12 protein-coding genes and 1 other RNA gene are annotated in these 14,836 nt (G+C 57.0%); 5 read left to right on the top strand and 8 right to left on the bottom strand.

All coding sequences use genetic code 11. The features are described from left to right. Positions 1-64: 64 nt before the first annotated feature. The 5 genes from RBB75_RS07240 to RBB75_RS07260 form a co-directional block, all read right to left on the bottom strand. A complete protein-coding gene (locus RBB75_RS07240) occupies positions 65-3,640 on the bottom strand; it encodes an IPT/TIG domain-containing protein (protein WP_353070021.1) in 3,576 nt (1,191 codons plus the stop codon). Positions 3,641-4,315: 675 nt separating this feature from the next. Further along, positions 4,316-5,500, bottom strand: coding sequence for a bacteriohopanetetrol glucosamine biosynthesis glycosyltransferase HpnI (hpnI, locus tag RBB75_RS07245; protein WP_179640207.1), 1,185 nt, complete (start codon positions 5,498-5,500; stop codon positions 4,316-4,318). 118 nt (positions 5,501-5,618) lie between these two features. Continuing rightward, the gene (locus RBB75_RS07250) at positions 5,619-6,866 is read right to left on the bottom strand and encodes an ABC transporter permease (RefSeq protein WP_179640208.1); all 1,248 of its coding nucleotides are present in this window, start codon (positions 6,864-6,866) and stop codon (positions 5,619-5,621) included. Positions 6,867-6,906: 40 nt separating this feature from the next. Continuing rightward, on the bottom strand, positions 6,907-8,130 hold the full coding sequence (locus tag RBB75_RS07255) for an ABC transporter permease (RefSeq protein ID WP_179640209.1): 1,224 nt from the start codon (positions 8,128-8,130) through the stop codon (positions 6,907-6,909). 242 nt (positions 8,131-8,372) lie between these two features. After that, on the bottom strand, positions 8,373-8,495 hold the full coding sequence (locus tag RBB75_RS07260) for a hypothetical protein (protein ID WP_257031274.1): 123 nt from the start codon (positions 8,493-8,495) through the stop codon (positions 8,373-8,375). Between the two features lie 86 nt (positions 8,496-8,581). On the opposite strand from RBB75_RS07260, the gene RBB75_RS07265 reads away from it, so the two are divergent. Then, positions 8,582-10,498, top strand: a complete 1,917-nt coding sequence (locus RBB75_RS07265; RefSeq protein ID WP_179640210.1) for a choice-of-anchor tandem repeat GloVer-containing protein — start codon at positions 8,582-8,584, stop codon at positions 10,496-10,498. A 118-nt stretch (positions 10,499-10,616) separates the two neighbouring features. Here RBB75_RS07265 and RBB75_RS07270 read toward each other — a convergent pair whose 3' ends face one another. Both RBB75_RS07270 and RBB75_RS07275 read right to left on the bottom strand, forming a co-directional pair. Next, entirely contained in the window at positions 10,617-10,964 is a 348-nt protein-coding gene (locus tag RBB75_RS07270) for a helix-turn-helix domain-containing protein (protein WP_179640211.1), read from the bottom strand. Further along, complete coding sequence (locus tag RBB75_RS07275; RefSeq protein ID WP_353070022.1) at positions 10,939-11,196, bottom strand: type II toxin-antitoxin system RelE/ParE family toxin; 258 nt, start codon at positions 11,194-11,196, stop codon at positions 10,939-10,941. Before RBB75_RS07275 ends, RBB75_RS07270 begins: the two co-directional genes overlap by 26 nt. A 174-nt stretch (positions 11,197-11,370) precedes the next feature. Here RBB75_RS07275 and rnpB point away from each other — a divergent pair. After that, positions 11,371-11,827: RNase P RNA component class A (gene rnpB / locus RBB75_RS07280), an RNA gene on the top strand. A gap of 443 nt (positions 11,828-12,270) precedes the next feature. On the opposite strand, the gene ruvA is transcribed toward rnpB, so the two are convergent. Beyond that, entirely contained in the window at positions 12,271-12,870 is a 600-nt protein-coding gene (gene ruvA / locus RBB75_RS07285; RefSeq protein ID WP_179640213.1) for a Holliday junction branch migration protein RuvA, read from the bottom strand. A gap of 334 nt (positions 12,871-13,204) precedes the next feature. On the opposite strand from ruvA, the gene RBB75_RS07290 reads away from it, so the two are divergent. The 3 genes from RBB75_RS07290 to RBB75_RS07300 all read left to right on the top strand — a co-directional run bounded on the left by RBB75_RS07290 (position 13,205) and on the right by RBB75_RS07300 (position 14,805). Continuing rightward, positions 13,205-13,678 carry a helix-turn-helix transcriptional regulator gene (locus RBB75_RS07290; protein WP_353070023.1) on the top strand — a complete coding sequence of 158 codons (474 nt, stop codon included), beginning with the start codon at positions 13,205-13,207 and terminating at the stop codon, positions 13,676-13,678. Between the two features lie 119 nt (positions 13,679-13,797). Then, positions 13,798-14,346, top strand: coding sequence for a DUF4199 domain-containing protein (locus tag RBB75_RS07295; RefSeq protein WP_353070024.1), 549 nt, complete (start codon positions 13,798-13,800; stop codon positions 14,344-14,346). 267 nt (positions 14,347-14,613) lie between these two features. Next, positions 14,614-14,805 (top strand): hypothetical protein, encoded by a 192-nt coding sequence (locus RBB75_RS07300; protein ID WP_353070025.1) that lies wholly within the window; start codon positions 14,614-14,616, stop codon positions 14,803-14,805. Positions 14,806-14,836 lie beyond the last annotated feature (31 nt).

The raw sequence follows: 14,836 nt of genomic DNA on the forward strand, positions 1-14,836 counted from the left end.
CTGAGCCTTCTTCACGAAAGCTAGTGCAAGCCACAACTTTGGCTTGTCGTGTACAGCACTTCGGCTATGGCGTGCCAGAGATGTCGCTACCCTGAAGGATATACAGGGCACCTACTGTGGTGCCTTCACTCGGCCAGTTCGAAGTCACGAAGACCAGCCCCTTCGTTCCCCAGCGAACAAAGCGCACTGGAGCGCCCAGCACGTCCGGAATCGCTATCGTCTTCAGCAGCGCCTGCGTGTTCAGGTCATAGATGTTCAGCGTGTACGAGTTGGCTCCCTGCCCTGAGTTGTTGATCCCGACCGTGCTCGAGGACGTGAGGACGAAGGCTCGCTTCAATGCCGAGTCCGTGGCTACCAGGACGCCCTGACCAGAATCGAACTTACCGACCTGCACCGGCCCGACCGGATTTGTAATCACACCCGAGTCGCTGTAGAGCAGCTTGGTTCCCGGATCGAAATGAACCTGCAATCCGAAGCCGCCCGAATTGAGACCGTTCGCAGGCGATACGCCGGACGGGGAAACGGTAACGCTGTAGATTTCTTGCGGCGAAATCCCATTTTGCACTTGACCGTAAAGCGTATTCGCATCCGCGCCCCATGCAAGACTGCTGAACTCGACGCCGCTTGTATAGTACGAGAGGGTGTTCGGACGAGCAGTAGCGTTGTCATAAATTGCGAGAAGACAGCCGTTGGGCTCAACGTTCGCTATGCCTTCCGATACCGCAATCGTTTGAGGATTGCCGGGAGCTACCTTCATCGCTGCAGGAAACGCGCAACTACCTTGCGTGCCTACCGTGCCCGTGGCTCCCGCACCCATCGGAATCGTGAGACTCAGTGAAAAGGACGGCAACGAATACTGCTGAACGATTGCCTGGCCTGAAAAGCCCGCATACAGATAGCTTCCATCGTCAGAGAGCGCAATGGTGCTCGGTTGGTCGGCAACGGGAATCATTTGCCGGACAGCAGCAGCGACCGGGTCGATGACGGCAATGGTGTTGGGCGATATGGGATCGCCAGCGGGAACCGAAACGTAAAGCAGGTTGCGTGCGGCGTCCCAGGCAAGATCGTTGCCTGAGACATTGAGTACCTGCATCTGCGCGTTGGCACCCAGATTTGGAACCACTGTGAAGCCTATCGAATTGGAACTGCCTGTTCCCGGACCGTTGCTGACCGCGAGTAAGCTTGCCACCGGCTGGCCTAGCGCTGCCGCGGGAATCGTGACGACCATCTGGGTGTCGGAGATGGAGTCAATCAACAGGTTCTGATTGTTCCACGTCACTTGAGAGGACTGCGTAAAGTCGCGGCCCGTCAGCGTCACCTGCGTGTCCGCACTCCCCACCGCAACGCTGACCGGCGTTACCAACGCGAGCGTAGGCGAGGGCGCGACAAAGCCGCCAACCGCGGACGTAACACCCGTAGGCGTAACAAACGAGCCATCGATCAGGTAGACCTGCGAGGCGCCATTTGCCGCAAGCCCGCTCGCTCCCCAGCGAACAATGGTCGAAGCGCCCTCGAGACCTTCGACCAGCATCGAGTTGATGTAATTGAACCGATCGAGGCCGAAAGCCTGAATGTACTCTCCATTCGGAGCGGGATTGCTGCTGTAAGAGCTGTTGACGTTCACATAGAAGCCGACGCGCTGCGCAGTATCCAGCGCAAAAGGATTTTGCCCGTTGGAGAGGGTGTTCTGGACCTGCAGCAGTCCCATCGACTGACCGGTCGCTGCATTCAAAATATGCCCATAGCCGTCGATCAGGTTCCCGGTCGAAGGATCGTAGGCGAGATGCTTCACGAAATCACCAAGTGCGCCGGTGTACGTTTGCGCGAGGGTGATGCCACTGGCCGTTACCGAGAACACATCCTCCGGTCCACCCGAATAAGCCGAGTCTGTCCCGTAAAGAGTTGTGCTGTCTTTGCCCCAGACCAGCGTGTCATAAACATTGGGGTACGCCGGCGGACCAACAATTGCGGCTCGCGAGATACCGTCGTCGTAGACCGCAACGCCTCCGACTGCGCTCTCGGGATTCGTGTCGCCTGTATGGAGCGAAACGGCGACCGTATGCGGCTTTCCCGGAGCAGCAGTCACAGCCGCCGTCGTATTCATCACGCCGTTGGCGCCCTCGCCCAGGGCAAATGTGATGTCCGGTGTAAGCGATGGAAGGATGAGGCGTTCGATCTGGCCCGTCGACGGCAGTGTCGCGTAGATGTAGGTGCCGTCGGAGGTGACAGAGATGCCGGCCGGCTGACTCGGCAGCGTCTGGGATGCAATCACGGTTCCCTGGAGCGGATCGATCGTCACGATGCTGTTTGGATTGTTCGTCGAACTGGAAAGAGTCGACGCGACAAGGACATTGTGGACGCTATCCCAGCCCAGATCCGCCGCCGCGACGTTCACTGTCCGCACACGATTACTCGCACTGATTACATTCAACGTTTGCGCCTGGGACGTGCCGCCACCGGGGGCTGGATTCGAGACCGCAATCGTGACCGGGCCGACGGTCGAAAGCACACTCGCCGGTACCGTGACCGTGGCAACAGCGCTCAACTGGCCCGTGGAGAACGGCTGCACCGCGGTTCCGTTGATGAGAATCGTTGACGATTGAAGAAAGTTGCTTCCATTGAGCACAAGCAGGAAATCCGGCGCTCCTGCCGTCACTGCCATCGCTGAGAGGCTGTTAAGCACAGGCACAGGATTCACGATCGGCAGCGTGACCGTATTATCGCCCTTAACTCCAGATGCTGAATCGACAACCGCGATCGGTATCGTTCCCGTCGTATAAGAGATTAAGCTGGCAGGAACCGTGAATTGGATCGAAGTAGTCGAGATGAAATGCGTGGAGAGCGCGGTGCCGCTGGCATAGACGACCGTCGTAGGCGTAAAGTAACTGCCGCTCAACGTGACCGTCTGTGGTGAATTGCTGAGCGGCACGGTGGAGGGAGCGAGCGAGTCAAGCTCAGCCGGGTGTTGAAGAAGAGAAACTGCGACGCTCTGCGAGCTGCCACCGCCCGGTGCGGGATTCGATACCGTCAAGCTCAAAGTGCCCACAGATGCCAGTAGCGCGGCCGGAGCCACAGCCGTAAGCTGCGTACTGCCGACCAGCGTGGTCGCGAGCGAAGTCGTTCCAGATGCAACCACCGACAAAGAGCTAAAGTTTGCGCCGGTCAGCGTAAATGTTGTATCCGCAGAGCCTGCATACAGAGAGTTCGGTGTTATACCCGTCAGCGTCGGTTTCGGGTTCGTCACTAAGACCTGCTGGGACGAAGAACCGCCGACCGAAACCTGACCATCCGGATTTGCAACCGTTACGTTTGCAACCAACGTCGCCGCCGCCAGGTTCGCGGGCACTGTCGCGGTGAGTGTCGTTGCGTTCCCATAAGTGGTCGTGAGTGCGGTTGAGTTCCACTTGATCGCCGACTGCGGTTGAAAATTGCTTCCCGTTACTGTCAGCGTGAACGCTTCCGAGCCCGCAGGAACACTTGCTGGAGACACGCCCGTGACGGCGGGTGCCGGAGTCTGCGTGGTGCTCCCGCCGCCGTTAGTAGTTGCGCTGCGGCTGGAGCCGCCAGAGCATCCCGTTATGCTTAGGGAAAGAGCAACAAACAGTATAGGCAGGGAAAGAAACTTTAGAAGTTTGGTCATTTAGCTCAAAACGGTGGATTTTTGGGTGGATTTCTGCGGCCAATTGTATGGCACGTCCACCTAAAAACGAAGAATTTTATCCAGAATTCTCGAACGACCGAGCAGCTCAATCTGCCGGTAGAACCTCAGATCACCGCAAAAGCGTCGACTCGTGTTGGATGGCGTAGATGGAAGGACTCTAGATCCGAGTCCTCAATGAGTGATAAATCGCCAAGTCACCCATCCAGGAATTACTACCGGCAACGCATCGAATGAAGGTACAGGCTTGATCAGAGAACAGGCCCGAAATTTGAAGGGTGGCAGCTCGTCAACTCCCGTTTTTACAGGAAAATTCGTCTGTCAAGTCCCAGTTTCATCTATCTCTATAACAGTCAACGAGATCCACCTTGCGCACGAGTTATGTCAAATTAGCTACCCTTGAAGTAGAGAATAAATACACAAGAGTACAAAACCTGCGCGATCGCCATCCCGAGGGCTTTTTCTTCTTGTGCGAATAACTACCACTAACCCTTTTATAAAGAGGAATCTGCAGGTAACCCCTTTACACGGAGGTATTTACGAGGTAAGCCTCCCCGCATATTACTCAATCAAAAAGAGTTACGCGCGGTGTATAGGGGGGGTACCCCCGGGGGCAACATCGTCATGGTCCGGGTCTGGAAGTGTCGACACCACCGGCTACTGAGAGCCAACAGGGTGCACAGGACGAATCCGCCCATCCCGCAGCGCAAACAACTCCCCGCGCCACACCACTGTATCCCCCGCAAAGCTCCACATCCAGAACCCCAACCCAAAAAAATCCCGCAGCGGCAATAGCCAGAGATCACGCAGCACCTGTTCATCCCCCAGCACGCCCACTCCAACCGAAAGAGCCACCGCCACCCGCGCCAGCAGCACCACACTCAGCAACGAAAAACTCCACAGCGCTAGCCCGCTCGCCACGCAGGTCATCACCGCCCACGGCACCGCATACGTAATTCCCAGCCCCAGGTAGCCCAGCTTGCGCGAGTCCCGCGTCGACCGCGCCCACCGCAGCTGATGGTCCTTGAAACCGCCAAAGTGATACTCCGGCACCGTCGTCTCCACCACCTCGTTCGAAAGCTCCACCCGATACCCGGCAGCAGAGATCCGCGCCCCCATCTCATAGTCGTCAGCCAGATACTCCGTCAGCGACTCTAACCCCCCAGCCTTCGCCAGCACGCTCTTGCTCGTAGCCAGCGTCGATCCCAGCCCAAAGTGAATCCCGCCCTCCAGCCTCCGCGCCGTCAGCACTCCCGGCAGAAAGTCCGTCGAGATCCCCAACGCCTCCAGCCGCGACCACACCGTCAAGCCTCTGCCACCCTCCGCCGTCCGCCCAATATAAGGAGCCGTCACCATCCCCACCTTCGCATCCGAAAAACACTGCATCACCCGCGTCAGATAGTGCGGCGAGACACGAATATCGCTGTCATTGATCACCACATACTCATACCGGGCCTCGCGCAGCATCTGCACCAGATTGCTCACCTTGCCCGACGTCCCCAGTCGCTCCCGGCACTCCACCAGCCGGATCGCGCACTCAGGAAACTCCACCTGCAATCGCTCGATCTCGCTGACAGCCGGATCGTTCCGACTGCTCACGCCAAAAACAATCTCGAACCTACCAGCATACTGTTGCCTGCAGTGGCTCACCAGCCCGGCATACATCCTCTGGTCCACACCCTTCACCGGCTTCAAGATCGTAACGTCAGGCGCAAAGCCCGCATCGACGCTCTTTCGCCGCCAATAGTGCGCGAAATCTCGCGTCCCCCACAGCGCCAGCAACAGATAAGCGAGACCCGCAAGGGTCAACAGCGTAGTGATCGCCTCAATGAAGATGGCCATCCCACTAGTCTACCGGCATCTATTGGCCGAAATCATCTCCATCGCGACCAACGGGAGCACCACGCGAAGCGGTATACAAGTCACGAAGTGACCGCCCCACGCGCAGTGGGTTTTTGCGCTACTCATAACGCAAAGCCTCAATAGGATTCAGATTCGCCGCCTTCCAAGCCGGATAAATACCGAAGAGAAGTCCGATCCCGCACGAGCAGCAGAAGGCCAGCGCAACCCACAGCGCCGACAGCATCGACGGAAAGAAGAGATGCAGCACCAGAGCGATCGCACTGCCGATCAGCACGCCAATAATGCCGCCGACAGCGCACAGCGTAATGGCCTCCAGGGTGAACTGCGCGAGGATGGTCTGCTTGCTCGCGCCGATCGCCTTGCGCACCCCGATCTCCCGCGTTCGCTCCGTCACGCTGACCAGCATAATATTCATCACACCCACGCCTCCCACCAGCAACGCCACGCTGGAGAGCGCAAACAGCAGTAAAAACAGGCCACCCGTAATCGTGGTCCACAAACGAGTCAGCGAATCGGTTCCGAAGATCGCAAAGTTGTCCGGCGCCTCGTTCTTCACCTTCCGCCTGCGCCGTAGCAGCTCCTCCAGCTCATCCTGCACCAGCGTCTTGTTCTTTTGATCATCAAACTTCAGGCTGATCCAGTAGTCCAGTATCTCCGGGTGAATCTTATGGAACGTGGACACAGGGAAGAACGCCTTGTTGTCCTCCGGGTTCTTGCCTCCCCCAAACGCCTGTTTTTGTTTGTCCATCACCCCCACGACGGTAAACCTCATGCCCGCAATGGTCACCTCCTGGCCCACCGGATCCGTCGCGCCGAACAGCCCATCCGCCGTATCAATCCCCAGCACGACGACATTCGCCGCCCGCTCCACGTCGCTCTCGTTGAAGAACCGCCCATCCTTCAAGTTGAGCTCATACACGTCCTTCACGCTGTCCGTATCTCCCTCCAGCAGCGTCCCCTCCATGATCTTGCTGCCGTATTTCACCGCGACCGTACCCTCCACCCCGGTCTTATCCCGATACTGCAATCCAGGCGTCACAGCCACCACATGCGGCAACTCCTTCATCGCCATTGCATCCTCGTAGGTCAACTGCTTCCGCGTCAGCATCTCTGTCGTAGGCCGCACCCCAATAACCGGAAACCGGAAGACCCATATCACATTCGTCCCCAGCGACTCCACCAGGCCGGACACGCTCGAGTTCAATCCGTTAATCACCGACGAGATGATAATCACCGTCATCACGCCAATCACAATTCCCAGAATCGTCAGGCCGCTACGCAGCTTGTTCGCCCGCAGCGTATCCAGAGCCATCACTACCGTTTCTTTAGTATCGGCGATCTGCATTAACGACCTCCCTGCCCTCTACCCCTACCCAGCCCCGGCCTCACTCCGATCTCAGCGCCACAATCGGATCCAGTTGCGCGGCCTTTCGAGCCGGATAGACCCCGAAGAAGATTCCCGTACCGGTAGCCATCACCAGCCCGGCAATGACGCTCCACAGCGCAATCGTCGAAGGAAATCCTGCCAGAATCGTAATCGCCTGCGCCACCAGAATTCCCCCGATCACGCCGAAGACTCCGCCCACCAGCGCCATCGTTCCGGACTCAATCAAAAATTGCATCAGGATATCCTTTGGACGCGCGCCCAGAGCCTTGCGGATGCCAATCTCCCGCGTCCGCTCCGTCACGCTCACCAGCATGATGTTCATAATCACGATGCCGCCAACCACCAGCGAGATCAGCGCCACCGCCCCGGCCACCGCTCCAAACGACCGCGTCACGATGCTGAAGAATCCCACCAGCGTATTGTTCGTATCCAACTCAAACGAGTCCTCGACTCCCGGAGCGTCATGCCGGCTCGATCGCATCAGAACCCTCACCTCGTCCGCCGCCGTCTCCAGCACCGGTCCAGCCTCGCCCGCCTTCACATAAATCGTCAGCGTCTTCTCCGTCCCATAGCTCTTCTGAAACGCCGTCAGCGGCACGGCCACCCAGTTATCCTGGCTCGCGCCAAACGTGCTCCCCTGCTTCTCGCTGATCCCAATGATCGTGTACGGGGTGCCGTCTACCCGCAACTCTTGTCCCAGCGGATCCATCCCCACAAAAAGATGGTCCTCAATATCGGTCCCGATGATCGCCACATGTGAGGCGTGCTCCTGGTCCGCCTCCGTGAACCCGCGCCCCTGCATGATGTTCAGGTTCTGCAGCGAAGGCATCTGCCACGTATACCCCCGGATGTTCGAATCGGTCGTGGACTCAGTCCCACGCACAATCTTCCCTGTCACAGCCTGCTGCGCGCCAATCCCCACGCAGTGCCTGCAGTTCGCCGCCACATACTGAAAGTCGGGGTACAGGATGTTCTTGCGCTTCTGGTATCGCTGATAGTCCTCCGGGCTGGTAATGATCTGAGGCATCTTCGAGACGGTAAAGACATCCGCGCCGTAGCTGGCGAACTTTGTAGTGACATAGGTGTTCGCGCCGTTAACCAGCGTCACCACCGCGATCACGCTGGCCACGCCGATGACAACGCCGAGCAGGGTCAGCACGGAGCGAAGCTTGTTCGCCCATAACGACTGCAGCGCGATCTTTACGGCCTCTTTGAATTCCATCGCCCTGTCTACCTTGAGCTTGTCTACCTTGGGTACGCTTGAGACTATCAGCCAGTGGCCTCCAAAGCGAGATTTCCCTTGCTCTCTCATACGCAATCGAGCAGCGTTTTGTTCGCCTAGCCCCAAAGAGGTGTCATCCAGAGCGAAGGCACTCACAGCACTATCGTGAGTGCCGCAGCCGAAAGACCCGCATTTGCCCTTGCCTATTCTCGTCCGCCACCCCATAGAAGTGCCTGTTCTCCTCACCCAAGCAAAAAAGCCGTCATCTCGACCGAAGCGACGGACAGTCTCACCGTCCGTCGCGCAATAGAGAGACCCGTATTTGCCTTTACTTCGCGACGCTCATCCAGCTGCCCCTTCGGCATGCTGGTCAGGGTCTATTTCGGCTAAAGTCACGGGGCAATAAGGTAAACTCGTCGCCGTCTACTTTTTATTTTTTGAGACCACTCCGATGCGCAAGCTGGGGATTGGTTATCGCTACAAATGCACGATTTTCTGCGCGAGCGTTCTACAGTTGGGAGCCAGTTTTATGCGGAAGTTACTACTAATGCTGATCCTTGTCACAGTGGCAAGTGGAGTTGGTGTGGCGAAGGCCAACGCGCAGCAAGAATCGGCTTCATATACCGAAACCGTTCTGTACTCCTTTACCGGCGGCCAGGACGGCCGACCGAGTACACAGTTGCAAGGCAACGACAGCCTTGTTATCGACTCTTTTGGGAATCTCTACGGGACTACAAATGGCGGCGGCGCGAACAGCGGGGGAGCACTGTTCAAACTAGACACCAGTGGCAAGTACACTGTCCTGCATAGCTTCTGTTTCCAGGACTGTCCCGGAGGTAGCGCTCCAACTAGCCTGATCCGGGACGTCTCGGGAATACTCTATGGAACGACACTTGGCGGCGGGGCCGACCAGTTTACTCCCGCCGGAACACTCGGCGCGGGAACCATCTTCAAACTGGACAGCGCTGGCAACTACTCCCTCCTCTACAGCTTTTGCGCTCAGGCCAATTGCACCGACGGCCTCCATCCGTACGGAAGACTGGTCGAAGACGGTTCTGGAAATCTCTATGGGACCACCCAAGACGGAGGAGCAAATAATGGGGGCACGGTCTTCAAACTGGATCCCGCCGGCAACCATTCCATCTTGTATAGCTTTTGCTCCCAGGCTAACTGTATCGATGGTGCATCTCCCAACGCGGGTTTATTCGAGGATGCTTCCGGTAATTTTTTCGGAACCGCTGTCAATGGCGGCGCTAGCGGATACGGAACCGTTTTCAAATTGGACACTGCTGGTCATTACACTGTGCTGTACAACTTTTGCTCCCAAGCCTATTGCAGCGATGGTGCCTATCCCTTTGCGGGCTTGGTCGGAGATGCTTCCGGAAACCTCTATGGGAACACCTTTAACGGCGGCAATACTAACAGCGGTTTAAGTCCTGGCGGTGGGGTGGCGTTCAAGATAGACGGTTCGAGCAAATTTACAGTGCTTCATACCTTTTGCCAGCAGGGCAACTGCGCGGACGGTGGCAGTCCAGCAAGCAGTTTCATAAAAGATAGTTCTGGAAACTTTTACGGGACAACAATCGATGGTTACGACGGTGAGGTTTTCAAGCTCGATAGCGCTGGCAACTACACCATTCTGCACACCTTTAGCTTTCTTAACGACCCCAATTACGCCTATGGATTCGACCCCGCCGGTAGCTTAGTCGAAGATGCCTTTGGCACCCTGTATGGGATGGCCGTTGGAGGGGGCACCATAGCCACCGGCAGAGGTGAAGGAGTGATATACAGCCTGACTACTCCCAGTTTTGCGATTGGTGCCGATGCGTCGACTATAACGATAGCTTCACCCGGACAACAAGGGACGACGACCGTCACAATAACGCCTCGGAATGGATTTAACCAAACAATCACGTTCAGCGACTCCAGCTGTAGCGGATTGCCGACAGGCGCAAGCTGCTCTTTCAGTCCTTCGAGCGTGACGCCGAGCAGCGGAGTTGCCGAAACAACGCTGATCATTTCAACCACCGCGACATCTTCCTCGATTTCTCAGAAACCACTTGAGCGCGGCAAGGGTGTGTTCCTTGCGTTCATACTCCCAAGCCTACTCGTTTTTATACCGAGGACTCGCCGTGGGCAACGATCTGTCAGACGAATCGGAAAGATCTTGTTGTTGCTACTCGTGTCTTCAGTCATCGGCCTCAACGGCTGCGGAGGCGGGGGCGCCGTAAGCTCCACAGGAGGGGGAGGGGGCAGCTCCGCAGGAGGCGGCAGTGGCGCGACACCCGCAGGGACCTATAAGGTGACGGTAACGGCTACCGGGTCTGGGGTGTCGGAAGCGATGGCGCTTACGTTGGTGGTCCAGTGAATAGACTATAAGTGCGGGCAGGCTGACCCACCCCCAGACAACCGGTGGGATACACTTGTGTTCCCAGACGGCTGGATGATCGCTGCCGCCCGGGGCCGCAAGACGTTGTATCAACGGGCTATCGCGCCAGTTTCCTAACGGCCAACCCGGCGGCCGGTCGTTCAACGGAAGCACGTACCGAAAGGCCCCGGCCCGGCTTAGGCTTGATCAACCTCACCTCCGCACCCAGCTCCATCTTCCCTGCAAACTTGATTAGCTTGCCCACGCTGAACTTCGAGATTCTTCCGTTGCGCAGATGACTTACGTCCGGCTGATGAATCCCGAGGATCGATCCAAGCTGCTCCTGCGTGAGGCTGCACCCTTCAATATGTTTCATCAGCTCGCGATAGATATCGGCCTTTACTTTGATCTCTAACGCCTCTGCTGCGCTGAACCCAAGATCATCCAGCACGCTTCCCTTTGTCATGTGTGGTGAGTTCCTCTTTTGCTCCCTCGACATCCTTAGGCTTCCCTCTTAACCGTTGTTGTATCTGTTTCCATCTGGCCTTGGCGGTGGCCAGATCTCTCTTTTCCGTCTTTGCACTATCCTTCGTGAAACAGTGCAGAACATAGATGACGTCCTTCACTCGCGCCATGTAGATCATCCTGTACCACTTGCTGCCGTCCTGGTCCTTTAACTCAACCAACGCTTGCGGCAATCGATGTCATGGGCCTGACTGTAAACGTGGCCGTATCGGCTTAGGCCAGAATTGCAATACTTTCAGCGAATCACCCTCCCACGAGATATCTGCCAGCTTCACCCGTCACGTGCCCTCGACCTCAGTGTATAGCATAATTGCTATACGGTCTAAGGCTGCGATACACTTGGAACTGCAGACGGCTGGATGATCGCTGCCGCCCGGGCCGCAAGGCGTTGGGCGGGGGAGGAAAGTCCGAACTCCGCAGGGCAGTGTGCCGGATAACGTCCGGGACGGAGGCGTTAAGGCCTCTGGACGGCAAGTGCAACAGAGAATGAACCGCCTCAAGCTGGTGATTCGCCTCGGTGAATCCGTAAGCGGTTTGAGGTAAGGGTGAAAAGGTGCGGTAAGAGCGCACCGCGCGGCCAGTAATGGACGCGGCAGGGTAAACCCCACACGGAGCAAGACCAAATAGGCAGGGATCGTGCCGCTTCTCTTCAGGCGGCGCGAGCGTATCGGCCCGATGCGTCTAGGCGGAGAGACTCGAAAGAGAGCCGAAACTTGCGGGTAGGTTGCTAAAGCGCCGCAGTAATGCGTCGCGTAGAGGAATGATCGTCTAAAACAGAATTCGGCTTACGGGCCGTCTGCGAACCTATGGCCTCGAAATCGCTCAAACGGTTTCGAGGCCATCTCTTTGAAGCTAGTGTCCTGCCGGACGGGCGCCCTGCGCGGGCGGCGGTCACTTCGTGACGCGTGTACCGGTCTCGGCAGGATGATGGTCATGGTCCTCCCGCTGGTCGGCATAACCATCACTCGCGACCAACGGGAGCGCCAACCGAAGGGGTATACAAGTCACGAAGTGACCGCCCCACGCGTAGTGGGCCCGTCCGGCAGGACCCCCAAAAAATAAATCTCAAAACCATGTCACTTTTTTCGTCGCCAGAATAAGTGCACTTCCAGCCACGCAAAACACCACAACCTCACCACACTTCACCATCCAAAACACCACGTTTCGCACCCACATTTTGCGAAAACCCTCAGCAAAAACCCCACTCCACCACGCCAGAAAAAATCCCGGCCAAACCAGAAAAATAACTACCGAATAGCGGCCATGGCGGCACGAAAAAGAGTTTCGAAGTCATGTGCGACATCTGGGTTCTTGGTGACGGCAGTCTCAATAGCCTTTTGAGCCACAGGGCGAGGGTAGCCAAGGTTGACCAGCGCAGAGAGCGCATCATCGCCCGCAGGGCCATGATAAGCGCCCCCACTAGTCGCAGGAATGGCCGTCGCAAGGTCATCCAGCTTGTCCTTAAGCTCAAGCACAACGCGCTCAGCAGTCTTTTTGCCAATGCCCGGAATCCTCGTCAAAGTAGCATGATCGCCGGAACGGATCGCGGTGATAAGGCGGCTCCCATCAATCCCGCTAAGAACCGTAATAGCAAGCTTTGGGCCAATGCCTGAGATGGTGAGTAGCTTCTCAAAGAGACGTTTTTCCTGCATTTCCGAGAAGCCGAAGAGCGCGATCTGGTCTTCACGCACGTGGGTGTGGATGTGAAGCGAGGCTTCTACGCCTTCGTTGGGGAGTGCCGAGAAGGTGGTGACGCTGATGGTGACGTCGTAGCCCACACCGGCGCACTCGAGGATGGCCTGGTTGGGAGTTTTTGAGAGGAGGCGTCCGCGAAGGTGGGCGATCATGCTGTTGGTGATTGTAGCGTGTTGGATTGAGGCTGTTCTCTAAAGCTGCCTTCGGCCTCATCGGCTCCTCATGTTTTAGTTCACGCAGCGGATATTCTCGATCTGTTTAGGAAGGCGAATCCTTCGTTTCCCCAGAACAGCGTTGTTGTGAGTTGTGAGAAGGAGCGTCTGACGGCGGTTGAGGTTTGTCTGGCGAAGGATGGGTTATTGCCAATCTCTTGCCAGGGGCTGCGACAGTGCGATGCGCAGGCCCTGAAGATTTCGCCATCGAGATAAGGATCTCTAGCCGAACTGGTTCCGGCATGGGACACGCAGTAAAATCCACCCAACAGACATGAAACGCTCCGTCCTCAGCCACGTCCTGCTTCTCGGCCTCGTCGGCGGCGTCCTCATCGCCGTCCTCCGCTGGTCCGAGTACCAGTTCCTGGTCATCGAGCACTCCTTCGAAATCTATGGCACCATTGTCGCCATCCTCTTCGCCGCCTTCGGCATCTGGCTGGGCATCAAGCTTACCAAACCACGGGAAAAGATCATCCTCCGCGAAGTCCTCATCCCCGCCGCCGCACCAGCCGAGCAAGCCCCCTTCGCCCTGAACCAACCCCAGCTCGATGCCCTCGGCATCACTCCGCGCGAGCTCGAAATCCTCAACCTCATCGCTCAGGGCCTCAGCAACCGGGAGATCGCCGACCGCCTTTTCGTCAGCGAGAACACCGTCAAAACCCACTGCAGCCGGGCCTTCGACAAGCTGGGCGCCCGCCGCCGCACCCAGGCCGTCCAGCTGGGCAAACAACTAGGTCTCCTCCCCTAAAACCGTCCTCCGAAAGCATGATTTATTCTGCACACCCCAAAATCACCCAAAAGCATGACGACAAACGCCGCCTCTGACCCGCAAAGTGTCTTCAAGTCCACCTCCACAGGAGCCTCACATTGAAGAAGACCATCCTCGTTTTTGGCCTCATCTCCGGCGTTCTTTCCTCCGTCATGATGTGCGGCACCCTCCGCTTCCTCAGCGACCTCAACCACGGCCAAAAAGCCCTGGTCATCGGGTACACCACCATCGTGCTTTCCTTCCTCCTTGTCTACTTCGGCATCCGCTCCTACCGGGACAACCTCGCCGGCGGCTCCATCACTTTCGGCCGCGCCTTCGGCATCGGCATTGGCATCACCCTCATCTCCTGCCTCTTCTATGTCGTCACGTGGGAGATCGTCTACTTCAACTTCCTCCACGGCTTCATGGACAGCTATTTCGCTCACCAAATCCAGAAGGTTCAATCCTCGCCCGGCACCACAGAAGCCATCCAGGCCAAGGTCGCTGCCATCCGCCACTCCCAACAGCTCTACGAAAACCCTTTCGTCAACGCCCTCTATACCTTCATCGAACCCTTCCCCGTCGGACTCCTCATTACCCTTATCTCCGCAGCCATCCTCCGCAAGAACCCCCAATCCCAACCAGCTTCGCTTTCCGCGACAGCTTAAAAAGCTTTGCGTAGAAGAGTACGGCCTTCAGCTCGCCTGTGGTTAGCTAGTCGTCGCTGTAGAGGACTCATGTTTTCGCTCATTCCAGCGCCGTGAATCAAGTTAGAGACCTGTGTGATCGGACTGGTGCGAGAGCAACACTTTAGTTGCACTATTTTCTGTGCAACTTATGTATGATTGGCAAAAATAATTCTTCAGATTTTGATATTGGACACCCACTCCCTATGTTTGGAGTGCCAAGGTCCTTCAAACGAAAGAGGAAACCGAATGGCTGAAGAGCTAAAGAGCAGGTTCACCCGGGCAAGATTGGCTGCAATCGTCGAGCACGAACTACGTGAGGATGGTAACTGCCAGGCTAGTTCGCATGTGGTGATCGTTCCGCAGATGGGCTATCTGGTGGCAATCGAAAACGGAGAGTCGGTGACGGTCAGGTTGGTTGAGGAGCTTACCGAGGCTTAGAGCTGAAGCCGGCGCCGGTCGTTGGGGTCAG

Source organism: Tunturibacter empetritectus, assembly GCF_040358985.1.
Taxonomy (GTDB): domain Bacteria; phylum Acidobacteriota; class Terriglobia; order Terriglobales; family Acidobacteriaceae; genus Edaphobacter; species Edaphobacter empetritectus.

Coding starts and splice junctions, on each gene's coding strand:
- RBB75_RS07240 (WP_353070021.1), bottom strand. CDS start 3,640: ATGACCAAACTTCTAAAGTTTCTTTCCCTGCCTATACTGTTTGTTGCT.
- hpnI (WP_179640207.1), bottom strand. CDS start 5,500: ATGGCCATCTTCATTGAGGCGATCACTACGCTGTTGACCCTTGCGGGT.
- RBB75_RS07250 (WP_179640208.1), bottom strand. CDS start 6,866: ATGCAGATCGCCGATACTAAAGAAACGGTAGTGATGGCTCTGGATACG.
- RBB75_RS07255 (WP_179640209.1), bottom strand. CDS start 8,130: ATGGAATTCAAAGAGGCCGTAAAGATCGCGCTGCAGTCGTTATGGGCG.
- RBB75_RS07260 (WP_257031274.1), bottom strand. CDS start 8,495: ATGCCGAAGGGGCAGCTGGATGAGCGTCGCGAAGTAAAGGCAAATACG.
- RBB75_RS07265 (WP_179640210.1), top strand. CDS start 8,582: ATGCGCAAGCTGGGGATTGGTTATCGCTACAAATGCACGATTTTCTGC.
- RBB75_RS07270 (WP_179640211.1), bottom strand. CDS start 10,964: ATGACAAAGGGAAGCGTGCTGGATGATCTTGGGTTCAGCGCAGCAGAG.
- ruvA (WP_179640213.1), bottom strand. CDS start 12,870: ATGATCGCCCACCTTCGCGGACGCCTCCTCTCAAAAACTCCCAACCAG.
- RBB75_RS07290 (WP_353070023.1), top strand. CDS start 13,205: ATGAAACGCTCCGTCCTCAGCCACGTCCTGCTTCTCGGCCTCGTCGGC.
- RBB75_RS07300 (WP_353070025.1), top strand. CDS start 14,614: ATGGCTGAAGAGCTAAAGAGCAGGTTCACCCGGGCAAGATTGGCTGCA.